The organism is Streptomyces sp. NPDC002730 (genome assembly GCF_042888805.1).
Lineage (GTDB): Bacteria > Actinomycetota > Actinomycetes > Streptomycetales > Streptomycetaceae > Streptomyces.
The window spans coordinates 245,171-267,974 of sequence record NZ_JBIAQG010000010.1 but is presented as its reverse complement, the minus strand read 5'-3'; the positions used below and the strand labels follow the sequence as shown (position 1 = coordinate 267,974).

Annotated in this window: 27 protein-coding genes and 1 riboswitch; of the genes, 13 read left to right on the top strand and 14 right to left on the bottom strand. The window is 69.9% G+C overall.

Annotated features, from left to right (window positions below):
* The first annotated feature begins 1 nt into the window (after position 1).
* On the top strand, positions 2–631 hold the full coding sequence (locus tag ACFYXH_RS25975) for a LysE family translocator (protein ID WP_389567413.1): 630 nt from the start codon (positions 2–4) through the stop codon (positions 629–631).
* A gap of 105 nt (positions 632–736) precedes the next feature.
* Here the strand turns inward: ACFYXH_RS25975 and ACFYXH_RS25970 are convergent, their stop codons facing one another.
* The 3 genes from ACFYXH_RS25970 to ACFYXH_RS25960 form a co-directional block, all read right to left on the bottom strand.
* A complete protein-coding gene (locus ACFYXH_RS25970) occupies positions 737–1,219 on the bottom strand; it encodes a C40 family peptidase (protein ID WP_389567410.1) in 483 nt (160 codons plus the stop codon).
* A 3-nt stretch (positions 1,220–1,222) separates the two neighbouring features.
* Positions 1,223–1,407: riboswitch (cyclic di-AMP (ydaO/yuaA leader) on the bottom strand.
* Between the two features lie 316 nt (positions 1,408–1,723).
* Entirely contained in the window at positions 1,724–2,032 is a 309-nt protein-coding gene (locus ACFYXH_RS25965) for a hypothetical protein (RefSeq protein ID WP_327322046.1), read from the bottom strand.
* Positions 2,033–2,039: 7 nt separating this feature from the next.
* A complete protein-coding gene (locus tag ACFYXH_RS25960; protein WP_389567407.1) occupies positions 2,040–2,675 on the bottom strand; it encodes an ATP-dependent Clp protease proteolytic subunit in 636 nt (211 codons plus the stop codon).
* Between the two features lie 70 nt (positions 2,676–2,745).
* Here ACFYXH_RS25960 and ACFYXH_RS25955 point away from each other — a divergent pair, with 70 nt between their 5' ends.
* Positions 2,746–3,027, top strand: coding sequence for a type II toxin-antitoxin system Phd/YefM family antitoxin (locus ACFYXH_RS25955; protein ID WP_385304946.1), 282 nt, complete (start codon positions 2,746–2,748; stop codon positions 3,025–3,027).
* 112 nt (positions 3,028–3,139) lie between these two features.
* Here ACFYXH_RS25955 and ACFYXH_RS25950 read toward each other — a convergent pair whose 3' ends face one another.
* On the bottom strand, positions 3,140–4,129 hold the full coding sequence (locus tag ACFYXH_RS25950) for an ABC transporter permease (RefSeq protein WP_389567404.1): 990 nt from the start codon (positions 4,127–4,129) through the stop codon (positions 3,140–3,142).
* 107 nt (positions 4,130–4,236) lie between these two features.
* Between ACFYXH_RS25950 and ACFYXH_RS25945 the strand changes: the two genes are divergently transcribed.
* From ACFYXH_RS25945 to ACFYXH_RS25910, 8 genes are all read left to right on the top strand, one after another.
* The gene (locus tag ACFYXH_RS25945; protein WP_389567401.1) at positions 4,237–4,857 is read left to right on the top strand and encodes a TetR/AcrR family transcriptional regulator; all 621 of its coding nucleotides are present in this window, start codon (positions 4,237–4,239) and stop codon (positions 4,855–4,857) included.
* 137 nt (positions 4,858–4,994) lie between these two features.
* On the top strand, positions 4,995–5,297 hold the full coding sequence (locus ACFYXH_RS25940) for an urease subunit gamma (protein ID WP_327322042.1): 303 nt from the start codon (positions 4,995–4,997) through the stop codon (positions 5,295–5,297).
* Between the two features lie 10 nt (positions 5,298–5,307).
* The gene (locus ACFYXH_RS25935) at positions 5,308–5,619 is read left to right on the top strand and encodes an urease subunit beta (RefSeq protein ID WP_389567397.1); all 312 of its coding nucleotides are present in this window, start codon (positions 5,308–5,310) and stop codon (positions 5,617–5,619) included.
* A complete protein-coding gene (locus tag ACFYXH_RS25930; RefSeq protein WP_389567394.1) occupies positions 5,612–7,333 on the top strand; it encodes an urease subunit alpha in 1,722 nt (573 codons plus the stop codon). Before ACFYXH_RS25935 ends, ACFYXH_RS25930 begins: the two co-directional genes overlap by 8 nt.
* A gap of 10 nt (positions 7,334–7,343) precedes the next feature.
* A complete protein-coding gene (locus ACFYXH_RS25925; protein WP_362685471.1) occupies positions 7,344–8,018 on the top strand; it encodes an urease accessory UreF family protein in 675 nt (224 codons plus the stop codon).
* 19 nt (positions 8,019–8,037) lie between these two features.
* Positions 8,038–8,715: an urease accessory protein UreG gene (gene ureG / locus ACFYXH_RS25920; protein WP_389567389.1), complete on the top strand. Its 678-nt coding sequence runs from the start codon at positions 8,038–8,040 to the stop codon at positions 8,713–8,715.
* On the top strand, positions 8,712–9,452 hold the full coding sequence (locus tag ACFYXH_RS25915; protein ID WP_389567387.1) for an urease accessory protein UreD: 741 nt from the start codon (positions 8,712–8,714) through the stop codon (positions 9,450–9,452). The genes ureG and ACFYXH_RS25915 overlap by 4 nt, the downstream gene beginning before the upstream one ends.
* Positions 9,453–9,610: 158 nt before the next feature.
* Positions 9,611–11,188, top strand: a complete 1,578-nt coding sequence (locus tag ACFYXH_RS25910) for an alpha/beta hydrolase (RefSeq protein ID WP_389567384.1) — start codon at positions 9,611–9,613, stop codon at positions 11,186–11,188.
* 48 nt (positions 11,189–11,236) lie between these two features.
* Here ACFYXH_RS25910 and ACFYXH_RS25905 read toward each other — a convergent pair whose 3' ends face one another.
* Both ACFYXH_RS25905 and ACFYXH_RS25900 read right to left on the bottom strand, forming a co-directional pair.
* Positions 11,237–12,268 carry an NAD-dependent epimerase/dehydratase family protein gene (locus ACFYXH_RS25905; protein ID WP_389567381.1) on the bottom strand — a complete coding sequence of 344 codons (1,032 nt, stop codon included), beginning with the start codon at positions 12,266–12,268 and terminating at the stop codon, positions 11,237–11,239.
* Between the two features lie 65 nt (positions 12,269–12,333).
* A complete protein-coding gene (locus tag ACFYXH_RS25900; protein ID WP_327322034.1) occupies positions 12,334–13,041 on the bottom strand; it encodes a lysophospholipid acyltransferase family protein in 708 nt (235 codons plus the stop codon).
* Between the two features lie 491 nt (positions 13,042–13,532).
* Here ACFYXH_RS25900 and ACFYXH_RS25895 point away from each other — a divergent pair, with 491 nt between their 5' ends.
* Complete coding sequence (locus ACFYXH_RS25895) at positions 13,533–13,940, top strand: SSI family serine proteinase inhibitor (RefSeq protein ID WP_389567378.1); 408 nt, start codon at positions 13,533–13,535, stop codon at positions 13,938–13,940.
* A 10-nt stretch (positions 13,941–13,950) separates the two neighbouring features.
* Here the strand turns inward: ACFYXH_RS25895 and ACFYXH_RS25890 are convergent, their stop codons facing one another.
* The 5 genes from ACFYXH_RS25890 to ACFYXH_RS25870 form a co-directional block, all read right to left on the bottom strand.
* Positions 13,951–14,109 (bottom strand): hypothetical protein, encoded by a 159-nt coding sequence (locus tag ACFYXH_RS25890; protein WP_327322032.1) that lies wholly within the window; start codon positions 14,107–14,109, stop codon positions 13,951–13,953.
* 63 nt (positions 14,110–14,172) lie between these two features.
* A complete protein-coding gene (locus ACFYXH_RS25885) occupies positions 14,173–15,123 on the bottom strand; it encodes a cytochrome c oxidase assembly protein (RefSeq protein ID WP_389567374.1) in 951 nt (316 codons plus the stop codon).
* A 128-nt stretch (positions 15,124–15,251) separates the two neighbouring features.
* Positions 15,252–16,277 carry a 6-phosphofructokinase gene (locus tag ACFYXH_RS25880; protein WP_327322030.1) on the bottom strand — a complete coding sequence of 342 codons (1,026 nt, stop codon included), beginning with the start codon at positions 16,275–16,277 and terminating at the stop codon, positions 15,252–15,254.
* Positions 16,278–16,415: 138 nt separating this feature from the next.
* Positions 16,416–17,144 (bottom strand): glutamine amidotransferase, encoded by a 729-nt coding sequence (locus ACFYXH_RS25875; RefSeq protein ID WP_327322029.1) that lies wholly within the window; start codon positions 17,142–17,144, stop codon positions 16,416–16,418.
* 29 nt (positions 17,145–17,173) lie between these two features.
* Positions 17,174–18,412 carry a MurT ligase domain-containing protein gene (locus ACFYXH_RS25870; RefSeq protein WP_389567369.1) on the bottom strand — a complete coding sequence of 413 codons (1,239 nt, stop codon included), beginning with the start codon at positions 18,410–18,412 and terminating at the stop codon, positions 17,174–17,176.
* 115 nt (positions 18,413–18,527) lie between these two features.
* Between ACFYXH_RS25870 and def the strand changes: the two genes are divergently transcribed.
* Positions 18,528–19,073 carry a peptide deformylase gene (gene def / locus ACFYXH_RS25865; protein WP_389567366.1) on the top strand — a complete coding sequence of 182 codons (546 nt, stop codon included), beginning with the start codon at positions 18,528–18,530 and terminating at the stop codon, positions 19,071–19,073.
* An 81-nt stretch (positions 19,074–19,154) separates the two neighbouring features.
* On the opposite strand, the gene ACFYXH_RS25860 is transcribed toward def, so the two are convergent.
* Complete coding sequence (locus tag ACFYXH_RS25860) at positions 19,155–19,802, bottom strand: TetR family transcriptional regulator (RefSeq protein ID WP_327322026.1); 648 nt, start codon at positions 19,800–19,802, stop codon at positions 19,155–19,157.
* A gap of 169 nt (positions 19,803–19,971) precedes the next feature.
* Between ACFYXH_RS25860 and ACFYXH_RS25855 the strand changes: the two genes are divergently transcribed.
* A complete protein-coding gene (locus tag ACFYXH_RS25855; RefSeq protein ID WP_389567742.1) occupies positions 19,972–21,198 on the top strand; it encodes an acyl-CoA dehydrogenase family protein in 1,227 nt (408 codons plus the stop codon).
* A gap of 68 nt (positions 21,199–21,266) precedes the next feature.
* Here the strand turns inward: ACFYXH_RS25855 and ACFYXH_RS25850 are convergent, their stop codons facing one another.
* Together ACFYXH_RS25850 and ACFYXH_RS25845 are read right to left on the bottom strand one after the other, a co-directional pair.
* Complete coding sequence (locus ACFYXH_RS25850; protein ID WP_362685778.1) at positions 21,267–21,755, bottom strand: glutathione peroxidase; 489 nt, start codon at positions 21,753–21,755, stop codon at positions 21,267–21,269.
* Positions 21,756–21,921: 166 nt separating this feature from the next.
* Positions 21,922–22,794, bottom strand: a complete 873-nt coding sequence (locus ACFYXH_RS25845) for an acyl-CoA thioesterase (RefSeq protein ID WP_389567363.1) — start codon at positions 22,792–22,794, stop codon at positions 21,922–21,924.
* Positions 22,795–22,804: the final 10 nt, after the last annotated feature.

Here is a 22,804-nt window from a genome sequence, read left to right as displayed (position 1 = left end):
CATGGACGCACAACTGGTTGCTTTCACCGGGGTCGCCGCGGGCATGGTCGCCATGCCGGGCGCGGATTTCACCGTCGTCGTACGCAACGCCCTCGCCTCCCGGCGTGCGGGTGTGGCCTGCGCCGTCGGTGTCGCGGGTGGACTGCTGGTGCACACCGCGCTGGCGGTCGCGGGGCTCGCGGCTGTGCTGGTCGCCGTGCCGGTGCTGTACCGGACGCTACAGATCGCGGGCGGGGCCTATGTGCTCTATCTGGGTGTACGGGCGGTGCGCGGCGCACTGCGTCCGCAGCTTGCTGCGCAGGACCCGGAGGGGCAGCCGGCCGGCGGCACGGGGCGCAGTCTGCGGCAGGGCTTCCTCACCAACGTCCTCAATCCAAAGGCGCCGGTGCTCTTTCTCAGCCTGCTCCCGCAGTTCGTGCCGGACGGCGTTCCGGTGCTGACGCGCACCTTCCTGCTCGCCGCCATCGTCGTCGTCATGGCTCTGCTCTGGTTCCCGCTGGTGGCACTGCTGGTGGACCGCCTCGGTCAATGGCTGCGCCGCCCGCGCACGACCCGGGCCGTGGAAGGCGTCACCGGTGGGGCCCTCACTGCGCTGGGCGTGACGCTGCTGGCCGAGCCGCTGGCGCACTGAGCCTTCGGCCGGCCCGGTCCGCCGGTCGCCGACAACCGTCGACGACCGGCGGACCGTGAGCGATCAGCCGAGAGCGGCGAGACGTGAGCGGTGAGCCGCCGGTCGTCAGCGCACCCGGCCGTACCAGACGCGCTTCGTCCAGATCTTCTCCAGCCGCACCACGCTGCCGGTCTTGGGCGAGTGCCAGATCTTGCCGCCGCCGGCGTAGATCCCCACGTGGTAGACGGAGCTTCCGGAGTGGAAGAAGACCAGGTCCCCGCGCTGCCGGGAGGCGGCCGAGACATGCTTGGTCCTGTTGTACTGCTGCTGGGCGGTGCGTGGCAGCTTCTTGCCGACGTTCTTGTACGAGTAGAGCGTCAGGCCCGAGCAGTCGAACCGGTGCGGGCCCGTGGCGCCGTACCTGTACGGCGATCCCCTCTTCGATGCGGCCACTTTGAGTGCCTTGCTCGCATAGGCCGTGGCCGCGTTGGCTTCGGTAGTGGCGCCCGGCGCCACCAGTGTGCCGCCGACGGCGGCAAGAGTCAGGGCCGATACGGCACCCGCCCGGGACATCATGGTCAGAGACGGGACATGAATCTGCGCAGTCATGCGCAACCCTTCGTCAACCGCCTGTGAAGGATGACCTGTCGGGTTCGGACGGACGAAGATGCCCGGCCGCTGATGCGGCTTCACCCCTAGGGACGACCGGACTGCCCGGCCACCCCGTCCTGCTTGGGTCCTCCACTCCTGCCGATGCACTTCTGTCGACCAGACATCCGGAGCGGCGGCAGGACTCAGCGTCCGCCCGGACCGCCCCGCCGAGGTGGCGGGGGCTTGTCGTCCCAGGGATCTTGACTCATGCCATGCCGGATTTCCGTGCGAAACGACGGTATGTGAGTCTCGTCACCCCTGACCTGTTCGGGTGGACAGGGCCGTTTCGGTGATCGGTCCGCGACGCCTGACGAACGCCCCACCAGCAGCGGAACGGCCTATTCCGCTAGATCGGTAGTCGGGTTGCGCAAGTTGTGCGGTACCGCCGTTTGGATCGCGACTACACCGAATGAGGGAGGCTACGCGGTACCCCGATGGCGGTAGACGGGAGTGGAGGATCCGTCAACTCATGGAAGCGGGCGGCATCGTCACCCGGCCCGCCCTGCGCTCGCCGTCGAGCACCCTGAGCGCTTCGGCGAGTGTTGCCGCATGCACTTCGCTCTCGCCGCGCATATGCATCAGCGTCAGCGCGTCCTTGAGCGCGGCGGCCCGGCCGAGCAGGGCCTGTGCCGCGCGCAGTGCGCCGTAGGTGTGCGTGGCGCGGGCCGGGTTGATCCGCCCCAGCAGATCGACGACCTCGAGATAGCTGTCGATGAAGTCGGCCTCGGCGCGGGTCAGCGCGGGCAGCGGCGGCAGTTCGGGTGGCAGCATCGGGCGCTCACCGCGCACCGGGGTTGATGAGCGAGGTCTTGCGGTTCTTGATGACGTGGTCCACCAGGCCGTACGCCTTGGCGTCCTCGGCGTCGAAGATCTTGTCGCGCTCCAGGTCGGCGGCGATCCGCTCCGGGGTCTGGCCGGTGTGACGTACGAGCATCCCGGCGAGTTGGGCACGCAGCCGCAGCAACTCCTGTGCCTCGATCTCCAGATCGGACGGCTGGCCCCGCAACTGCTCCTCGATGGCGGGCTGCTGGACGACGATCCGGGCGCCGGGCAGCGCCATCCGCTTGCCCGGGGCGCCGGCGGCGAGCAGCAGTGCGGCGGTTGAGGCGGCCTGGCCCAGGCAGGTCGTCTCCACGTCACAGGTGATCACCTGCATCGTGTCGTAGATCGCGGACATGGCGCTGAGCGAGCCGCCGGGGGAGTTGATGTACAGGCTGATGTCCCGGTCCGGGGCGGCGTACTCGAGATGCAGGAACTGCGCGATCACGTCGTTGGCGGAGGTGTCGTCGACGGCGGTCCCGAGGAAGATGATCCGCTCCTCGAGCAGCTTCGAGTACGGGTCGCGGGTGCGGGATCCCGCACTGGTGCGCTCGGTGAACTCGGGCAGGACGTAGCGGGCGGCAGGGCGGCTCATGGCGTACCTCTCCTCGGATGCGGCCTCTGTAAAAAATGTACAGGACGTACAGGCCGTTATGATGGGGAGCATGGCCTACGAGATTCCGGTGACGCAAGCCCGCGCAGAGCTCGCCGAACTGATCAACCGCGTTGTCTACGGCGGGGAGCGTGTCGTCGTGACCCGGCACGGAAAGCCGCTCGTGGCACTGGTGTCCGCCGCTGACCTGGAACGACTCGAGAAGGACCAAGAGGCCGCCGAGGAGCAGGTGATCAGCTCGGTCTCCTCGCTCGGCTCGGTCGCATCCGCTTCCGGCGAACGGGGGCGCTTCGGTCTGGGCGCCGAGCACCGCCGTCCCGACCGACGCGGCTGACGGCACGTCACCACGCGAAGAGGCCGCGCGCCCCCGTCCGCTACAGCGGGGGCACGCGGCCGGTCGATGGGCCTCGATGAGCCTCGAAGGGTCTCGAAGCGCCTCGAAGAGCTCAGCCGACAGGTACCGGTACGGCCTCGCGGTCTCCCGCGGCGGTGACCGGTCGTCCGCCACGGCGCCCGCTCGCCAGAACCGCGGCCAGTCCGAGTGCCGCCCAGAGCGAGAGGGTGAGGACCGCGGCCCCGGCGGCGTTGCCGTCGAAGTACGCCACCGACCGGAGCAGCGTCCCGCCCGCGCCCGGCGGCAGCCACTGGCCGATCAGTCCGACAGGCTGCGGCAGCAGTTCGGGCGCGCTCGCGGCACCCGAGAACGGGTTGCCGATGAGCACCATCAGAAGTCCTCCGAGGGCGAGCCCCGGCGTGCCGATCAGGGCGGCGAGTCCGGCCACGGCCGCGCCGATGGCCAGGACGGTCAGGCCCAGCACCCCCGCCTCGGTCCACCAGGAGCCGGTGAGCACGCCGAGCCAGCTGTCGGCGAGGGCGGCGGCGGTGATGCCGACCAGGGCCGCGGTGCCGATCAGTGCGGTCGCCGCGCGGGCCCCGCGCAGCCCCAGCAGGGTCACGGCGGCACCGGCCGCGACACCGGCCAGGGCCAGCGGAAGGATGCTCGCCGCCAGTGCGCTGCCGCGCGGATCGCCGGAGGATGTGGGCACGACGTCCGTGACCTGCACCTGCGTACCGGCCGGAGCCTGTGCGGTGACGGCCTCCTTGAGGAGCTGGGCGACGACCGGACTGGCCGCCGAAGCGGTCAGCAGTCGCGGTCCTTCGGCGGTGACGACCACCGCTCCGTATACGACCCGGCCCTCGATCGCCGAGCGGGCGGCGGCCTCGTCGTCGTAGCGGTGTACGTCGAAGGCCCCCTCGCGCTGCTCGAATCGCTGCTCCAGCTGTGCGGTCGCGGCCACCGGTCCGGCGATGCCGATGGGCACCTCGCGGGGCGCGGTGCGAGCGGCCGGCCACGCGAAGGCCCAGAGGGCCAACGCCACCAGGGCGGGGATCAGGACCATCGCCGCGACCATGCGGCGGGTGGACGTAGCGGACATGATGACCCTCGATTCAAAGAGAAGGATCGTTCGTTTTTGTTCTCGGCCTCACTGTCCCGCCGGGCTGCCTCCTTGTCAAGAATGAATGTTCGTTTTAGGTTGGGGTCATGGCCCGCGTATCCCAGGAACACCTCGACGCCCGCCGCCGTCAGATCCTGGACGGCGCCGCCCGCTGCTTCGCCCGCAACGGCTTCCACGCCACATCGATGCAGGACATCCTGCGTGAGGCAGGTCTGTCGGCCGGCGCGGTCTACCGCTACTTCCGCAGCAAGGAGGAGCTGATCGCGGCCATCGCCGACGAGGCGTTCAGTGCGATCCGCGGAGCCTTCGACGACGCCGCGAGGACCACCCCGCCGCCCACCCCCGACGTGCTCCTCGGCCGTGTGCTGCGCGGCATGCTGGAGGAGCAGGTGCCCGGCGGCGACCGGCAGGCCTTTGCGCGGCTGATCGTGCAGGTGTGGACCGAGACCCTGCGCAACGAGCAGCTCGCCGCCACGCTGGGCGAGGGATACAGCGCCATGCGCCAGGCCTGGGCGAAGGTCGTGGACGCCTACCGCGACAACGGTCTGATGGCCGCCGACGTGCCCGCCGACCATGTCGCCCGCACCCTCATCGCCACCGCCCAGGGCTTCATCGCCCAGCAGGCGCTTTTCGGTGATGTGCGGGTCGAAGTCCTGGAGGACGGACTCCGGGCGCTGATGTCCATGCGGGATCCCGAGATCAGTTAACGCGCCGGAAAAACTTTCGCCCTAACGTTCACCCCCAGGTCGGGAGACTCCCGCGCATAGGTCAACAGAGTGTTGACGTGAGCTATGTTCCCGCTGCACCCAGGCGGGACCGGGCCGGACGACAGTGAGGCGGACACGTGCAACTCTCCCCGCACGAGCAGGAACGACTGCTCATTCATGTGGCCGCCGACGTCGCGGAGAAGCGCCGCGAGCGCGGGGTGCTGCTGAATCATCCCGAGTCCGTCGCGCTGATCACCTCGCACATACTCGAAGGCGCGCGGGACGGCCGTACCGTCGCCGAACTCATGGCCTCGGGACGCAAGGTCCTCACCCGCGCCGACGTCATGGAGGGCATCCCCGAGATGATCCACGACGTCCAGGTCGAGGCGACCTTCCCGGATGGCACCAAGCTCGTCACCGTCCACGACCCGATCGTCTGAGGGGACGCAGATGATCCCGGGAGAGATCCTTTTCGCCGACGGCTCCATCGCACTCAACAAGGGCCGTGAGGTCACCCGCCTCGCTGTCGTCAACGCTGCCGACCGGCCCGTCCAGGTCGGCTCCCACTACCACTTCGCCGAGGCGAACCCGGGTCTGGACTTCGACCGCGCGGCCGCCCGCGGCAAGCGGCTGAACATCGCCGCGGGAACCGCCGTGCGCTTCGAGCCCGGCATCCCCGTCGACGTCGAACTCGTCCCCTTCACCGGAGCGCGTGTCGTCCCGGGGCTGCGCGGCGAGACCGGAGGTCCCCTCGATGCCTGAGCTGAACCGCGCCGTCTACACCGATCTCTTCGGCCCCACCACCGGCGACCGTATCCGGCTCGCCGACACCGACCTGCTCGTCGAGATCGAGGAGGACCGGTCCGGCGGGCCCGGACTCGCGGGCGACGAGGCCGTGTTCGGCGGCGGCAAGGTGATCCGCGAGTCGATGGGCCAGTCCCGTACGACACGGGCCGAGGGCGCACCCGACACGGTCGTCACCGGTGTCGTGATCATCGACCACTGGGGCATCGTCAAGGCCGATATCGGCATCCGCGACGGCCGGATCACCGGCATCGGCAAGGCCGGCAACCCGGACACGATGGACGGCGTACACGCCGATCTCGTCATCGGTCCCGAGACCGAAGTCATCGCCGGAAACGGGAAGATCGTCACCGCCGGCGCCATCGACGCGCACGTCCACTTCATCTCGCCGACCCTCATCGACCAGGCCCTGGCGACCGGCGTCACCACTCTCGTCGGCGGTGGCACCGGACCGGCCGAGGGCACCAAGGCCACCACCATCACCCCGGGCCCCTGGCACCTTGCCCGGATGTTCGAGGCGCTGGACACCCTCCCCGTCAACATCGGGCTGCTCGGCAAGGGCAACACCATGTCCCGCGAGGCCATGCACTCCCAACTGCGCGGCGGAGCGCTCGGATTCAAGATCCACGAGGACTGGGGGTCGACCCCTGCTGTCATCGACGCCTGTCTGAGCGTGTGTGAGGAGACCGGCGCGCAGCTCGCCATCCACACGGACACGCTGAACGAGGCGGGCTTCGTCGGGGACACACTCGCCGCCATCGCCGGACGCACCATCCACGCGTACCACACCGAAGGTGCGGGCGGCGGGCATGCACCGGACATCATCACCGTGGTCTCCGAGCCGTACGTCCTGCCCAGCTCCACCAATCCCACCCGGCCGCACACCGTCAACACCATTGAGGAACACCTCGACATGCTGATGGTCTGCCACCACCTCAATTCGGCCGTTCCCGAGGACCTCGCCTTCGCCGAGTCCCGGATCCGGCCCTCCACCATCGCGGCCGAGGACATCCTGCACGACCTCGGCGCCATCTCGATCATCTCCTCGGACTCCCAGGCCATGGGGCGCATCGGCGAGGTGGTGATGCGTACCTGGCAGACCGCGCACGTCATGAAGAAGCGCCGCGGAGCACTGCCCGGCGACGGCCGCGCCGACAACCACCGCGCACGTCGCTATGTCGCCAAATACACGATCAACCCGGCGGTCGCTCAGGGCCTCGACCACGAGATCGGCTCGGTCGAGACGGGAAAACTCGCCGACCTGGTGCTCTGGGAGCCGGCTTTCTTCGGCGTCAAGCCGCAGCTCGTCATCAAGGGCGGCCAGATCGCGTACGCGCAGATGGGCGACGCCAACGCCTCCATTCCCACTCCGCAGCCGGTGCTGCCGCGGCCGATGTTCGGCGCGCTGGGCCGGGCGGCGTCGGCGAGCTCGTTCAACTTCGTCGCCGAGGCGGCGATCGAGGACGGACTGCCCGAACGCCTGGGCCTGGGCAAGCAGTTCGTACCCATCAAGAACACCCGGCGGATCACCAAGGCCGACATGCGGGAGAACGACGCGCTGCCTCGTGTCGAGGTCGACGCCGACACCTTCACGGTGACCATCGACGGCGATGTGGTCGAGCCCGCACCGGCGGCGGAACTGCCCATGGCACAGCGCTACTTCCTCTTCTGATGAGTACGCGATGAGCCGCGCCGCACTCCTCGTCCTCGCCGACGGCCGGTTCCCCGCCGGTGGCCACGCCCACTCCGGCGGTGCCGAACCGGCCGTCAAGGCAGGACGCATACGCGATGCCCGGGACCTGGCGGACTTCTGCCGGGGCCGGCTGCACACCACCGGCCTCACCGCGGCGGCGCTCGCCGCCGCGGCCGCCCTGGGCCTCGACGCGCTGGCGCTCGACGAGGCCGCCGACGCCCGTACCCCCTCGCCCGCCCTGCGGGCCACCGCCCGCAAACTCGGCCGGCAGATGATGCGGGCCGCCCGTTCCACCTGGCCGAGCCAGGAGCTCGACGCGCTCGCCGCGGCCCGACCGCGCGGCGCACACCAGCCGATCGTGCTGGGGCTCGCCGCCCGCTCCGCAGCCCTCGGCCCCGAGGACGCCGCACACTGCGCCGTGTACGAGGCGGTCAGCGGCCCGGCCACCGCGGCCGTACGCCTCCTCAGCCTCGACCCCTTCGAGGCGACGGCGGTGCTGGCCCGGCTGGCGCCCGAACTCGACGCGGTCGCCGGACAGGCCGCGCGGGCAGCGGCCGAGGCGGCCGTCGAAGGACTCGACGCGCTGCCCGCCGCCTCCGCCCCGCTGCTCGACCTCACCGCGGAGGCACACGCAGCCTGGCCCGTACGCCTCTTCGCCTCGTAGGACCAACAGGAGCCGCACCATGCACCTCGACCACTCCCACCACGGCCCGGCCGCTGTCAGTGCCGACGCCGCACGTCCCGACGGCACCCGGCGCGCCCTGCGCATCGGTCTCGGCGGCCCCGTCGGTTCCGGCAAGACCGCGACCGTCGCCGCGCTCTGCCGCGCCCTGCGCGACCAGCTGTCCATCGCCGTCGTCACCAACGACATCTACACCCGCGAGGATGCCGAATTCCTGCTCCGCAACGCGGTACTGCCGCCCGAGCGCATCCAGGCCGTCGAGACCGGCGCCTGCCCGCACACCGCGATCCGCGACGACATCTCCGCCAACCTCGAAGCAGTCGAGGACCTGGAGGAGAGCGTCGGCCCGCTCGATCTGATCCTCGTCGAGTCCGGCGGCGACAATCTCACCGCGACCTTCTCCAAGGGCCTTGTCGACGCACAGGTCTTCGTCATCGACGTGGCAGGCGGCGACGACATCCCGCGCAAGGGCGGGCCGGGCGTCACCACCGCCGATCTGCTCGTGATCAACAAGACCGACCTGGCGCCGTATGTCGGCTCCGACCTCGGCCGGATGGCGCGCGACGCCAAGGAGCAGCGCGGTGAACTTCCCGTCGCCTTCACCTCGTTGAAGGGCGAGGAAGGGGTGGCGCCGGTCGCCGACTGGGTGCGCGCGCGGCTCGCCGCCTGGACCGCATGAGCATCCAGGCCACGGCCCGTATCGTCGCCACCCGGGCAGGCCTGCCGGTACTGGAGAGCGACGGGCCGCTCGCGCTGCGCCGCACCCGGGCCACCGGCTCATACACCCGGGTTACTGTCGTCGGCGCGATGAGCGCACCGCTCGGCGGTGACCGGCTCGCCGTCGACGTGCAGGTGGAGGACGGCACACGGCTCGTCGTCGACTCCGCCGCAGCGACGATCGCCCTGCCCGGACGCATCCCCGAACAGGCCCGCTACGACGTCCGGTTGAGGGTGGGCGACGACGCCGAACTGCGCTGGCTGCCGGAGCCCCTCATCTCCGCGCGCGGCAGCGATCTGCGGATGCGCACCCGTGTCGAACTCGCCGCCACCGCACGGCTGGTGCTCCGCGAGGAGCAGATCCTCGGCCGGTACGGCGAGCAGCCGGGCACCCTCGCGAGCCGCCTCACCGTCCACCGGGCCGGACGCCCGCTCCTGGACCAGGAGCTCGGCTGCGGACCCGGCGCGCCCGGCGGCTGGGACGGCGGGGCGGTGCTGGGCGGCCACCGGGCCGTGGGTCAGCTCCTCATCGTGGACCCCGCGTTCGAGGAGAAGCCCGCGGAGCCCCGGCTGCTGGGCCCGAGCGCGGCTCTCACACCGCTCGCCGGACCTGCCGTACTGGTCAATGCCGTCGCGCCCGACGCGCGTCAACTACGCCGCGTACTGGACGAGGTGCTGCAGGCGGAACTGCCCGAGTGAGGCAATGGGGCGAAACCGGGCATTTCCCTGCACCGCTCAGCGGGACACTACTCACCGGTTATTGGTTCGGTAAAGAAACACCAGTCCGGCCTGTTCCCAGCTGCCCCGGAGACGAAAGGATCCCCCGGAGAACTCGACTAGAGAAGGGGGAGTTCTACGTGAGACGCACAGCAGTGCTCGGCTCGGCCGGCACTCTGATCGCGGGCACCCTCATAACGGGCGCGATCGCGGCTCCGGCGGCCAACGCCGAGACCCGCAACAGCGGTTGGTCCGAGGCCCGCGGCGCTCAGGTGGCCGCGGAGCGGGCCGCCAAGCGGGGCATCGACTGGGCGGACTGCCCGGCGGACTGGGGTTTCGCCAAGCCCATCCAGTGCGGCTGGGTGAGCGTGCCGCTCAACTACGCCCGGCCGAACGGCAAGCAGATCAAGATAGCCGTCGACCGGATCGGCAGCACCGGCACCAAGGCGGAGCGCCAGGGCGCTCTGGTCTACAACCCGGGCGGCCCCGGCGGCTCGGGCATGCGCTTCCCGACCCGGGTCACGAACAAGAACCCGCTGTGGGCCAACACCGCGAAGGCATACGACTTCGTGGGCTTCGACCCGCGGGGTGTCGGCCACTCGACGCCCATCTCCTGTGTCGACCCGCAGGAGTTCGTCAAGGCGCCGAAGGCCGACCCTGTGCCGGACAGCGAGGCCGACAAGCGCGCCCAGCGCAAGCTCGCCGCGGAGTACGCGGACGGGTGCGCCGAGCGCAGCGGCTGGATGCTGGATCACATGACGACGCCGAACACCGTGCGCGACCTGGACGTCGTCCGGGCCGCCCTCGGTGAGAAGAAGCTCAACTTCCTGGGCGTCTCCTACGGCACGTACATCGGCGCGGTCTACGCGACGCTCTTCCCGGGCCATGTGCGCCGGATGATCGTCGACAGCGTGGTCAACCCCTCGCGCGAGAAGGTCTGGTACGAGGCCAACCTCGACCAGGACGTCGCCTTCCAGATGCGCTGGAACGACTGGAAGGCCTGGGTCGCCAAGAACGACGCGACCTTCCACATCGGGAACACTCCCGAGAAGGTCGAGCAGCAGTGGCTGAAGCTGCGGGCCACCGCCAAGAAGACCCCGCTCGGCGGGGTCGTCGGACCGGCGGAGCTCATCAGCTACTTCCAGAGCGCGCCGTACTACGACTCCTCCTGGGCGCCCATCGCCCAGACCTGGAGCAAGTACATCGCCGGTGACACCCAGGCGCTGGTCGACGCCGCGGCGCCCGACCTGTCCGACACCGCGGGCAACATCGCCTCGGAGAACGGCAACGCCGTCTACACGGCTGTCGAGTGCGCGGACGCCAAGTGGCCGACCAGCTGGAAGAAGTGGGACCGGGACAACACCCGGCTCCACAAGGACCACCCCTTCATGACGTGGGCCAACGCCTGGATGAACCTCCCGTGCGCCACCTGGTCGTCCAAGCAGCAGACCCCGGTCAACGTAAAGACCGGCAAGGGCCTGCCGCAGGTGCTCATCGTGCAGTCCACGCGTGACGCCGCCACTCCCTTCGACGGCGCCGTCGAGCTGCACAAGCGGCTCAAGGGCTCGCGGCTGATCATCGAGAAGGACGCCGGCTCGCACGGTGTGACCAGCCTGGTCAACCCGTGCATCAACGAGCGGGTGGACGCCTACCTGCTCAGCGGCAAGCTGGACAGCAGCGATGTGACGTGCACTCCGCACGCCACGCCGAAGCCGTAAGGCTCAGTGGTACGGGGGAGGGGCGGCCGGTCACGGCTGCCCCTCCTTTCATCCCTCCAGCCAGGAGTCCTCCGCGGCGTAGTCGAACCAGTCGTCCTCGTACTTCACGAGGTTGCTGAAGATCTCGCGCCAGTGGCGGCCGTCGAGCTGCCCGGCGAGCCACTCGACGGTCGCCGGCAGCGCATCGGCATAGCTCGTGGTGGCTCGGTAGCCCAACTCCCGCTCCGCCGCCGTCATGTCGTACACGATCGGATGTTCCGACCCCCACGGCGTGAGGCCCACTGTGCCCACCGGCGCCGGTCCGTCGATGAGGACGGTCTCGCTCGTCACGCCGAGCGCCGCGTCCACTCCCGCGCTGATCTCCGCGACCGTCGGTACGTCCGGATCACCGGCGTTGAGCACCCGTGAGCCCGGCTTCGCCGCCGCCAGCCGGATCAACTCGGCGAGATTGCCGACATGGACGGGGTGGAAGCGGGACTGCCCGTTGTACGCGAGGATGCGCACCGGCCGCCGGTCCAGCGCCCGCCGCACGAAGAACAGTTCGCGCGGACCACGGCAGTGCAGTCCGTGGATCGCGCCCGCGCGCAGCAGGGTCACCGGCAACTCGTCGCCCGCCGCCAGCAGTTCCCGCTCCAGCGCCACCTTGCGAGTGCCGTACGTCGCCTCCCCGGGCGCCACGGTCCGCTGTGACTCCGGGATCGGCACCGGATAGCGCGGAAAGCCGCCGGGCTTGTCCTGGGTGTCGAAGCTGCGGCCCTTGTCGTCCTCGTACACCGCGCCGCTGGAGATCACGACCGCCGAGCCGATCCGGTCCGCGAGCGCCCTCAACTGCCGTGCGTGGCCCCGTCCGTAAGCGACCATGTCCACCAGCACATCACAGCCGTCGCCGAGCGCGGCGGCCAGAGCCGCGTCGTCCTCCCGGTCGACCCGGACCGCCTGGACGTCCTCGGGCCAGCGCTCGTCCCGGCCGCCGCCGCGCGAGGCCGCCCTTATCTCCCATCCGTCCGTGGCGAGCGCGGCCACCGCTGCCCGTCCCACCTGTCCTGTCGCACCGAGCACGAACACTCTTCCTTTGGTCATGGAAGGCACGCTAGGTGTGCGGTGGACGCCGAGCCCAGGCTGCTTGGCCGAGCGCAGATTCGCTCTCAGCTTCTTCGCCGCGGGAACTTCTTCGGCTGCTCCAACTCCGCCTTCACCTCGGCGGCGTAGCGGTCCACATACTCCTGGCCGGACAGCTCGAGGATCGCGTACATGATCTCGTCGGTGATGGCGCGGATGGCCGCCTTCTCGTTCTCCATGCCCGCGTACCGTGAGAAGTCCATCGGCTCGCCGAAGCGGACGGTGACCCGCTTGATCTTCGGCATGACCTGTCCGGGCGGCTGGATCTCGAACGTCCCCACCATCGCGCAGGGCACCACCGGCGCCTGCGCCCTGAGCGCCATCACCGCGACACCGACCTTGCCCTTGTAGAGCCGGCCGTCGTGCGACCGGGTGCCCTCGGGGTAGATCCCCAGCAGCTCGCCCTTGCTCAGCACTCCGAGACCCTCGCGGATGGCCGCCTGGCCGGCCTCCTTGCCGGAGCGGTCGACCGGGATCTGCCCGGCGCTGCGGAAGAACGCGGCGGTCAGCCGCCCCTTCAGGCCGGGGCCGGTGAAGTACTCGGCCTTGGCGAGGAAGGTGATACGCCGCTTGATGATGGCCGGCATCAGGAAGTGGTCCGAGAACGACAGATGGTTGCCCGCGACGATCGCCGCGCCCTCCGCGGGGATGTGCTCGAGTCCCTCGATCCTGGGGCGAAAGAGCAACCGCAACAGCGGCCCCAGAATGACGTATTTGAGCACGTAGTAGAACACGGGGGTCGCTCCCAACTGTACCGGTTCGGCTCCGGGGCCGCGTTCTGCCAGGTCATAGGGTATTTCGACGGGGGTCAGTGTATGTGCATGTCCCGTCCGCTGTAACCACCTCTGATCGGACTCATGCTGGCTCGTTGCCGACCCTCGTGACGATCTGTCAGGTCTCGAGTCCGGCGGCTGACGGCGGCGAACAGCCCATCGGGGCGGTTGGCGTGACCCACTTCGGGAGGTGTCGGGCGGTGCGTACGGGGGCGCCGGCGTCACAGCGGGGTGTAGACGGAGAGTTTCAGTGCCGGGACCTGGCCTCGGAGCGGGCCGCCCCGCAGCCCGGGCCCCCCCTGTGACGGCGTGCCAGATCTGTCGTGCGGGCGATTCGCCGCGCCCGTACGCGCTACCCGGCGGCGCGGCCCCTTGCCCGCGCCGCCGTCGAAAGGTGCTCTGGCCCTGTCCCCGACCCGCCGGGCGTCGGGCCCGAGCCCCCTGGAGTACCGATGCGCCGCAGTGCCACCTTTGCCGCAGCCGCCCTGATCGCCCTCGCGGCCGCTGCCCCCGCAGCGGCCTCACCCGCGCACACCGCCGGTGAGGTGCCCATGCGTGCCAGGGGCCTGTTCCTGACCGTGTCGGGTTCCGAGAACACCTGGATTCGCGGGGTCCTGCTGCAGTGCCCGACGCAGACCGACGGACCGCATCCGCACGCCCGCGCCGCCTGCAGGGCGCTCTCCGCGGTCAACGGCGACCTGGATGTGCTGCCCGGCGACCCGCGTCCGTGCAACAGAAAGTACGACCCGGTCACGGTCAGTGCCACCGGCACCTGGCGCGGCTTCCCCATCGCCTGGCACAAGACCTATCCGAACGCGTGCGCGCTCGACGTGGCGACCGGAGTCGTCTTCCGCTTCTGAGGCCTCCTGGTCAGCTGGTGCGCGACGTGACCACCCCGATCGTCACCAGACCGAGCACCACCCAGCCGAACCAGAGCCAGCCATTGCTTCCGAGTGCCGCCGTGTAGGCCGTCACGACCACCAGAGTCCCGACGGTGAGCACTCCCATCGCCTTCGCGGATCCGGACATGCGCGCCCTCCTCCGACGGCCGCGGCCGTCGGACTCATCGTCACCCGGGAGGGGGGTCGCGCGCTACTGGCCGCGCGCCTGGAGCGAAGCGAGATACGCGTTGTACGCCTCGAGCTCCTTGTCCCCGTTCCGGTCCGCGGCGCGGTCCGACCGCTTGGCCTGCCGCTGCTCGGAGCGGTACCACTGGAAGACCAGCGCGATCAGTACCAGTACCGAGGGGATCTCGCTGAACGCCCAGGCGATGCCGCCCGCCGCGTTCTGGTCACTGAGCGCGTCGATACCGAGCGAGGCCGGTGGATTCTTGTACGCCTTGATCATCGGCTCGGTCGCCATCATCAGCGCGATGCCGAAGAAGGCGTGGAACGGCATGCCCGCGAAGAGCTCCAGCATCCGCATCACATAGCCGGGCCGGTGCGGCCCCGGGTCCACGCCCATGATCGGCCAGAAGAAGACCAGGCCCACGGCGAGGAAGTGCACCATCATCGCCACATGCCCCGTCGTGGACTCCATCAGGAAGTCGAAGAGAGCGGTGAAATAGAGCGCGTACAGGCTCGCGATGAAGAGCGGGATGGTGAAGGCGGGGTGCGTGACGATCCGCAGGTAACGGCTGTGCAGCAGGGCCAGCAGCAGCTCGCGCGGACCCTTGCGGCCGCGGCCCGCGACCGGCAGCGCGCGCAGGGCCAGCGTCACCGGCGCGCCCAGCAGCAGCACGATCGGCGAGAGCATGCTGATCACCATGTGCTGCACCATGTGCACGCTGAACATGACCATGCCGTAGTCATTGAGCTTGGTGCACATCACCAGCGCCACGCTCAGCACGCCGACGGTGAAGAAGACGGTGCGGCTGACCGGCCAGCTGTCGCCGCGCCTGCGCAGTCGCAGCACACCCCAGCCGTACAGAGCGAGCCCCAGCAGACAGCCGGCCAGGAAGAACGGATCCGGTGAGTACTCGAGCCCTCGCCCCAGCGTGAACGGCGGCAGATCCATCGTCATGCCGTGCCCGCTGTGATCCATCTGCGCACTCCCGCCGGAACGTTCCTTGATGCCGACCGGGCCTGTTTCGTACCGGTTGTCCGCACCAGAGTAGAACTGCCCCCGGACGCAGCTGCGACCGGGGGCAGTTCATTCATATATGTACCAAATCAGAGCACGCACTCCGCCTCGGCGTACCGCTCGGCCGGGACGGTCTTCAGCGTCTCCACGGCCTGCGCCAGCGGCACCATGGCGATGTCCGTGCCGCGCAGCGCGGTCATCATGCCGAACTCACCGCGGTGCGCCGCCTCCACGGCATGCCAGCCGAAGCGGGTCGCGAGCACGCGGTCGTACGCGGTCGGGGTGCCGCCGCGCTGCACATGCCCGAGGATCACCGCGCGGGCCTCCTTGCCGAGCCGCTGCTCCAGCTCGACGGAGAGCTGCTGGGCCACGCCCGCGAAGCGCTCGTGACCGTAGACGTCCTTGCCGCCCTCGTTGAACTCCATCGAGCCCTCGCGCGGCTTGGCGCCCTCCGCGACCACGACGATCGCGAACTTCTTGCCCGCCGAGAACCGGTCGCCGACCCGCTCGGTCAGCTCGCCGATGTCGAAAGGCCGCTCCGGGACGACGATGGCGTGAGCGCCCGCCGCCATGCCGGAGTGCAGCGCGATCCAGCCGGTGTGCCGGCCCATGACCTCGACGATCAGCACCCGCTGATGCGACTCGGCGGTGGTCTTCAGCCGGTCCAGCGCCTCGGTCGCCACACCGACGGCGGTGTCGAACCCGAACGTGACATCTGTCGAGGCGATGTCGTTGTCGATGGTCTTCGGCACGCCGACGATCGGGAGCCCGCTCTCGGAGAGGAGGTTGGCCGCCTTGAGGGTGCCTTCGCCGCCGATCGGAATGATCGCGTCGAGGCCGAGCTCGGCAACATGCCCCTTGGCCCGCTCCACGCCGTCGCGCAGATGCGCGGGCTGGACCCGGGACGAACCGAGAATCGTGCCGCCACGGGCCAGGATGCCGCCCACCGCGTCAAGATCGAGCTTGCGGTAGTCGCACTCCAGAAGGCCCTTCCAGCCGTCGTGGAAGCCGATGACCTCGTCGCCGTGATCGACGACGGCGCGGTGCACGACGGAACGGATGACGGCGTTCAGACCGGGGCAGTCGCCGCCGGAGGTGAGCACACCAATGCGCATAGCCCGAAATACCTTTGCAACGTGGGCCGATTCCCGGACCACGTCGTCCGGCAGGATCCCCGCCACCCTACCGGCGTAAGGTGGCGGGGCCGAACCGGGCGTCCGACTGATGGACGGCAGCCGGCTGTCGGGCGGGTGTCAGGCAGGCTGCGTCGCGGACGCGATGCGCTCGGCGCGCAGCGCCTCGTACCACCGCTCGTCGATCGGCGGCAGCGCGTTCACATCGAGGGCAAGCTTCAGCAGCATGTCCGCGATCTGCGGATTGCGGGCCATGACCGGGCCGTGCATATAGGTGCCGAAGACGGTGTCGTTGTACGCGCCCTCGGTTCCGTCGCCCGTGCCGTTGCCCCGGCCGAGGATCGTGCGGGCGAACGGGCGGGCCGTCGGGCCGAGGTGGGTGATGCCCTGGTGGTTCTCGAAGCCGGTCAGCTGCGGCAGGCCCAGCCGCGGGTCGATGTCCGCCAGTACGTCGCCGACGCACCGCTCGCCCTCGCCGCGCGTGGAGACCACGTCGATCAGGCCGAGTCCCGCCTCGCGCTCACCGAGGTCGTTGATGAACTCATGGCCGAGGATCTGGTAGCCGGCGCAGACCGAGAAGATGATCGCGCCGTTGGAGGCGGCCCGGCTGAGTCCGCCGTCGCGGCGCAGCCGCTCGGCGGCGAGCCGCTGCGGCCGGTCCTCGCCGCCGCCGATGAGATAGATGTCTCCGGACGTCGGGATCGGCTGGTCGCTGCGTACGTCGATACGCATCACGTCCAGGCGGCGCTGGCGGGCCCGGCGCTCCACGACGAGGGCGTTGCCCTGGTCGCCGTAGGTGCTGAGCAGGTCCGGGTAGACCCAGACCAGACGCAGGCTGTTGTCGCTCATGCTCATAAGTCCTTTTCGGGGTCCGCGGGTCAGTTGCCGACGCGGCGGCGCAGGTCCTGGAAGGCCGTGTAGTTGGCGATCGCCTCGATCCGTCCGGGCGGGGCCAGCTGTACCGCCTCGTCCGCGGACTCGCACACCCGGAAGTCCAGGCCCGCCACCTCGAGACGCACGGCGAGGTCCAGCTTCCGGTCGCCGATGACGAAGATCGGATGGCCGGCGAGCCGGGTGTAGTCGACGTCCCAGAGCCACGAGGTGTCCGTGCCGTCGGCGCCGCGGGCGTTCACGGAGAGGATGACCGGGGTCGGCGGCGGGTCGATCAGCGAGAACGTCTCCAGCCAACCGGCCGGGTTCTTCGCGAGCAGCAGTCGCAGATCGCGGCCCAGGAAGTTGACGACGTCGTACCGGCCGGCGACGGCCTGCACGGAGTACATGCGCTCCAGCGCGACCTGCGGCGGCACACCGAAGCAGGCGGCGACGGCGGCGGAGGTGGCGGCGTTCGCCTTGTTGGCGCGGCCGGGCAGCTGGAGGTGGATCGGCCAGGCCGAACCGTGCGGATCCAGGACGTGGTCGCCGCTGAGCACCCAGCTCGGCGCGGGACGGCGGAAGCCGCACTCGCCGCAGAACCAGTCGTCGCCGGGGCGCTGCATCACACCGCCGCAGGACGGGCAGGACCAGGCGTCGTCCTTCCACTCCTGGCCGGCGGCCACCCACACCACGTTGGGGGAGGAGGACGCGGCCCATACGATCAGCGGGTCGTCGGCGTTGGCGATGACCATGGCCTTCGTACCGGACAGGCCCTCGCGCCACTTCTCGGCGAGCATCCGGGTCTCGGCCGCGCGGTCCAGCTGGTCGCGCGAGAGGTTGAGCAGCGCGATCGCCTTGGGCGTCACATCGCGGGCGACGCCGGCGAGGTACTTCTCGTCGACCTCGATCACACCGAATTTGGCGTCCGAACCGCCGGCCAGCGCCGAGGTGATGCCCGCGGGCATATTGGCGCCGAGCGCGTTGGAGACGACCGGGCCGCTGGCCCGCAGCGCCTCGGCGATCAGCCGGGTCGTGGTGGTCTTGCCGTTGGTCGCCGACACGAGGACGACGTCCAGGTGCTGCGCCAGCCGCCCCAGCAGATCGGGGTCGAGCTTGAGCGCGACCCGGCCGCCGATCACCGATCCGCTGCCGCGTCCGGCGGCGCGCGACACCGCTGCTGCGGCCTTGCCTGCCGTCACGGCCAGCTTGGCGCGCGGCGTCAGGGGCTCCGAGTTGCCTGACATCGTCCTTGATCCTCCTTGCATCGGTCGGGCTCAGCCTATCGAGGTCCGGTCTGCCGCCCGTACCTCGGCACCGTCGGAAAACGTGGAGGTCCAGGCGGAACGTACGCTTACGGGCATGCGAAACCGGCCGATCCCCGGCAGTTCCGGACTCGTGAAGGCCATGAGCCTGCTCGGAGATCCGCTGCTGCACGCCCCCTGCGAGACCGTCACCGACTTCTCTCCCGCGCTGTCCAGGCTCATCGAGGACATGTTCGCGACGATGTACGAGGCCCAGGGAGTGGGCCTCGCGGCGAACCAGGTGGGGATACCGCTGCGGGTGTTCGTCTACGACTGCCCCGACGACGAGGACGTCCGCCACCTCGGACATATCGTCAACCCGCGTCTGGTGGAGGCGGACGGTGTCACGGTGCGCGGCGCGGAGGGCTGTCTGTCGCTGCCGGGCCTGGAGGCCGGTACGGAGCGTTTCGACCGCGCGGTGGTGGAGGGCGTGACGGCGGACGGGAAACCGGTACGGGTCGAGGGCACCGGGTTCTTCGCTCGGTGCCTGCAGCACGAGTGCGACCACCTGGAGGGGATGGTCTACACGGACCGCCTCAAGGGCTGGCGCCGGGCCAAGGCGCTGCGCGCGGCGCGGCGGGCGAGCTGGGGAACCACGACCTGACCGGCCGTCAACGGCCAACGGTCACCAACCGGCCGTCAACGACCGGCGCTCAATGACCGGCCGTCGACGACCCACCGCTCGTCAGAAGACCGGACCGCCCGCGCGGTCGCCGGCCGCGGCCAGCCGGCCCCAGAGCAGATCGGCGAGGCTGTGCACCAACTCGGCGCGGGAGCACGGGCGTTCACCGAGCCACCAGTCCCCGGCCGCGTGCATCATGCCGACGATGCCATGGCCCCACACCCGGGCCAGCTGTTCGCTGTTGGGCCCCAGGTCGACCCGGTCGTAGATCACCTTCGCCAGCTCCTCGCCGAGCCGGCGCAGCAGTGGCGCCGAGTGGCGGCCGACGTCGAAGCCCGCCTCCGACGGCTGGGTGTCCTCGGCCGGATGCATCAGGAAGCGGTAGACCTGCGGCCGTGCTTCGATCGCGGCGAGGTAGGTGTCGAGTGTTGCCTCGACCCGCTCACGGCGGTCGGCGGGAGCGTCCACCGCTGCCCGCAACGCGTCCAGCAGGGCGTCGGTGTGGCGCTTGGCGAGCGCACGGTAGAGGCCGCCCTTGTCGCCGAAGTGCCGGTACAGGATGGGCTTGGTGATGCCTGCCTCGGCGGCGATGGCGTTCATGGAGGCCTGCGGGCCGTCCCGGAGCACCACCCGGTCCGCGGCTTCGAGCAGCTCCCGGCGCCGCTGGTCGGCCGACCGCTGTTGGCCGGCTGCGTGCTGTGTGGTCTCCATGGTTTGTTTCTCCCCGCCCGAGCGATTGCGTGACGCCTGCGCAACGTAACACCATGCCCGCCCGTACAGGGGATCGGGCAGTGGCCGGTTGACATGGGCTACTTGCCGGTAACAGACTGTTGTTACCGCAAGTAACATGCAGGTAGTCACCGCAGTGCTGGAGGGGAACATGGCCGAGTTCACGCTCGAACTCAACGACGACCAGAAGCAGGTCCGTGATTGGCTGAACGGTTTCGCCAAGGACGTGATGCGCCCGGCCGCCGCCGAGTGGGACGAGCGTGAGGAGACCCCCTGGCCGGTCATCCAGGAAGCGGCCAAGGTGGGAATCTACTCCCTCGACTTCTACGCCCAGCAATTCTTCGACCCGACCGGTCTCGGCATCCCGATGGCGATGGAGGAGCTCTTCTGGGGCGACGCCGGCATCGGCCTTTCCATTGTCGGTACGGGACTTGCGGCCGTCGGTGTCCTCGCCAACGGAACCGAGGAGCAGATCGGCACCTGGATTCCGCAGATGTACGGCGACGTGGACGATGTGAAGGTCGCGGCCTTCTGCTCCTCCGAGCCGGACGCAGGCTCCGACGTCGGCGCGATGCGTACGCGCGCGGTGTACGACGAGGCCAAGGACGAGTGGGTACTCAACGGCACCAAGACCTGGGCGACCAACGGCGGTATCGCCAACGTCCATGTCGTGGTCGCGGTCGTCGACCCGGAGATCGGCTCCAAGGGCCACGCTTCGTTCATCGTGCCGCCGAACACCCCCGGTCTCTCTCAGGGCCAGAAGTTCAAGAAGCACGGCATCCGCGCCTCCCACACCGCAGAGGTGGTGCTGGAGAACGTACGCGTCCCCGGACGCTGCCTGCTCGGCGGCAAGGAGAAGCTGGACGAGCGCCTGGCCCGGGCGCGTGAGCGCGCCAAGTCCGGCGGCGAGCGTGTGAAGAACGCGGCCATGGCCACCTTCGAGGCATCCCGCCCCGCGGTCGGCGCGATGGCGGTGGGCACCGCCCGCGCCGCGTACGAAGTCGCACTCGACTACGCCATGACCCGCAGCCAGTTCGGCCGCCCGATCATCGACAACCAGGGCATCGCCTTCCAGCTGGCCGACATGCGCACGCAGATCGACGCGGCGCGGCTGCTGGTGTGGCGCGCCTCCTGGATGGCGGTGACGGGCAAGCCCTTCAACTCCGCCGAGGGCTCCATGTCCAAGCTGTACGCGAGTGAGACCGCCAAGAAGGTCACGGCGCAGGCCATCCAGATTCTGGGCGGCAACGGCTTCACCCGGGAGTACCCCGTGGAGCGCATGCACCGCGACGCCGCGATCTACACGATTTTCGAGGGCACGAGCGAGATCCAGCGCCTGGTGATCGCCAGAACCCTCTCGGGCATGCCGATCCGCTAGCGCGGTCGGTTCGGCCTCGATCGCCGGGGGGCTTGGTCAAGCCCCCCGGCGATCGAGGCCGCCTGACGTCAGGCGGAGAGCAGCGCCTCGATCGCGGCGACGACCTCGGGGGCCTCGGGCTCGGTGCGCGGGCGGATCCGGGACACGACCGCGCCGTCCTTGCCGATCAGGAACTTCTCGAAGTTCCACTGCACGTCGCCGGACTCGCCCTCACCGTCCGCGACCTTCGTCAGCTCCGCGTACAGCGGGTGCCGGTCCGCGCCGTTCACATCGGTCTTCTCCAGCATGGGGAAGGTCACACCGTAAGTCGCCGAGCAGAAGGACTCGATCTCCTCCGCGCTGCCCGGCTCCTGGCCCGCGAACTGGTTGCACGGCACACCGAGGACCGTGAAGCCCTGCTCGCCGTACTGCTTCTGCAGCCGCTCCAGGCCGGCGTACTGCGGGGTCAGACCGCACTTGGAGGCGACGTTCACCAGCAGGACCGCCTGGCCACGGTAGTCGGCCAGGGAGGTGGGCTCGCCGGTCAGCGTGCGCAGCGGGATGTCGTACAGGGTCATCGGATTCTCCTCGGTGGCAGGCATTCGATGTTCATTGTGGACCCCGGGGACGCGCTGCCACGAAGCCGGTCGCCTCGGGGAGCGGTCGACGGTGACTCCGGCGCGGAGCGCGACCAGGGACGCCGCGGCTCCTCGCCGATGCCGCCTCAGCGGCCATGGACCGCTGTCAGCCGCCGAGCGGCCTGAAGAGCCCCTCCTGCACCACCGACACCAGCAGCCTGCCCTCGCGGTCGTAGATACGGCCACGAGCCAGTCCCCGGCCGCCGGTCGAGATCGGCGACTCCTGGTCGTACAGGAACCACTCGTCCGCGCGGAACGGCCGGTGGAACCACATCGCATGGTCCAGTGAGGCCATGTCGAAGCCGCGCGGGCCCCACAGCGGCTCCACCGGGATACGGACCGCGTCCAAAAGCGTCATGTCGCTCGCATACGTCAGTGCGCAGGTGTGCACCAGCGGGTCGTCGCCCAGAGGGCCCACCGCGCGCATCCACACCGCGCTGCGCGGGTCCGCCTCCTTGATTTCCTCCGGGGTCCAGCGCAGCCGTTCGGCATAGCGGATGTCGAAGGGCTGGCGGCGGGCCATCCGCTCCAGCGCCTCGGGGAGTTCGCCCAGATGCTCGCGGATCTCCGTGGTGACCGAGGGGAGGGTCTCGGGGTCCGGGAACTCCAGCCGCGGCGGCAGCTGATGCTCGATGCTGCCCTCCTCCGGCCGGTGGAAGGAGGCGGTCAGATTGAAGATGGTCTTGCCCTGCTGGACCGCGGTGACTCGGCGGGTGGTGAACGAGCGGCCGTCCCTTACCCGTTCTACCTGGTAGACGATCGGCACGCCGGGGATTCCCGGCCGCAGGAAGTACGCGTGCAGCGAGTGGACCGGCCGCTCGCCGTCGGTGGTGCGGCCGGCCGCGACCAGTGCCTGGCCCGCCACCTGCCCGCCGAAGACCCGCTGCAGGGACTCGTTCGGGCTGAGGCCGCGGAAGATGTTGACCTCGATCTGCTCCAGGTCGAGCAGATCGACCAGGCGCTCGGCCGGATTCGTCATCGGGTGGTCT

Coding starts and splice junctions, on each gene's coding strand:
- ACFYXH_RS25925 (WP_362685471.1), top strand. CDS start 7,344: ATGAGCCGCGCCGCACTCCTCGTCCTCGCCGACGGCCGGTTCCCCGCC.
- ACFYXH_RS25960 (WP_389567407.1), bottom strand. CDS start 2,675: ATGAGCCGCCCTGCCGCCCGCTACGTCCTGCCCGAGTTCACCGAGCGC.
- ACFYXH_RS25850 (WP_362685778.1), bottom strand. CDS start 21,755: ATGACCCTGTACGACATCCCGCTGCGCACGCTGACCGGCGAGCCCACC.
- ACFYXH_RS25890 (WP_327322032.1), bottom strand. CDS start 14,109: ATGTCCGGATCCGCGAAGGCGATGGGAGTGCTCACCGTCGGGACTCTG.
- ACFYXH_RS25875 (WP_327322029.1), bottom strand. CDS start 17,144: ATGAGCGACAACAGCCTGCGTCTGGTCTGGGTCTACCCGGACCTGCTC.
- ACFYXH_RS25955 (WP_385304946.1), top strand. CDS start 2,746: ATGGCCTACGAGATTCCGGTGACGCAAGCCCGCGCAGAGCTCGCCGAA.
- ACFYXH_RS25870 (WP_389567369.1), bottom strand. CDS start 18,412: ATGTCAGGCAACTCGGAGCCCCTGACGCCGCGCGCCAAGCTGGCCGTG.
- ACFYXH_RS25930 (WP_389567394.1), top strand. CDS start 5,612: ATGCCTGAGCTGAACCGCGCCGTCTACACCGATCTCTTCGGCCCCACC.
- ACFYXH_RS25965 (WP_327322046.1), bottom strand. CDS start 2,032: ATGCTGCCACCCGAACTGCCGCCGCTGCCCGCGCTGACCCGCGCCGAG.
- ACFYXH_RS25885 (WP_389567374.1), bottom strand. CDS start 15,123: ATGGATCACAGCGGGCACGGCATGACGATGGATCTGCCGCCGTTCACG.
- ACFYXH_RS25905 (WP_389567381.1), bottom strand. CDS start 12,268: ATGACCAAAGGAAGAGTGTTCGTGCTCGGTGCGACAGGACAGGTGGGA.
- ACFYXH_RS25950 (WP_389567404.1), bottom strand. CDS start 4,129: ATGTCCGCTACGTCCACCCGCCGCATGGTCGCGGCGATGGTCCTGATC.
- ACFYXH_RS25945 (WP_389567401.1), top strand. CDS start 4,237: ATGGCCCGCGTATCCCAGGAACACCTCGACGCCCGCCGCCGTCAGATC.
- ACFYXH_RS25880 (WP_327322030.1), bottom strand. CDS start 16,277: ATGCGCATTGGTGTGCTCACCTCCGGCGGCGACTGCCCCGGTCTGAAC.
- ACFYXH_RS25895 (WP_389567378.1), top strand. CDS start 13,533: ATGCGCCGCAGTGCCACCTTTGCCGCAGCCGCCCTGATCGCCCTCGCG.
- def (WP_389567366.1), top strand. CDS start 18,528: ATGCGAAACCGGCCGATCCCCGGCAGTTCCGGACTCGTGAAGGCCATG.
- ACFYXH_RS25975 (WP_389567413.1), top strand. CDS start 2: ATGGACGCACAACTGGTTGCTTTCACCGGGGTCGCCGCGGGCATGGTC.
- ACFYXH_RS25915 (WP_389567387.1), top strand. CDS start 8,712: ATGAGCATCCAGGCCACGGCCCGTATCGTCGCCACCCGGGCAGGCCTG.
- ureG (WP_389567389.1), top strand. CDS start 8,038: ATGCACCTCGACCACTCCCACCACGGCCCGGCCGCTGTCAGTGCCGAC.
- ACFYXH_RS25970 (WP_389567410.1), bottom strand. CDS start 1,219: ATGACTGCGCAGATTCATGTCCCGTCTCTGACCATGATGTCCCGGGCG.
- ACFYXH_RS25935 (WP_389567397.1), top strand. CDS start 5,308: ATGATCCCGGGAGAGATCCTTTTCGCCGACGGCTCCATCGCACTCAAC.
- ACFYXH_RS25855 (WP_389567742.1), top strand. CDS start 19,972: ATGGCCGAGTTCACGCTCGAACTCAACGACGACCAGAAGCAGGTCCGT.
- ACFYXH_RS25845 (WP_389567363.1), bottom strand. CDS start 22,794: ATGACGAATCCGGCCGAGCGCCTGGTCGATCTGCTCGACCTGGAGCAG.
- ACFYXH_RS25860 (WP_327322026.1), bottom strand. CDS start 19,802: ATGGAGACCACACAGCACGCAGCCGGCCAACAGCGGTCGGCCGACCAG.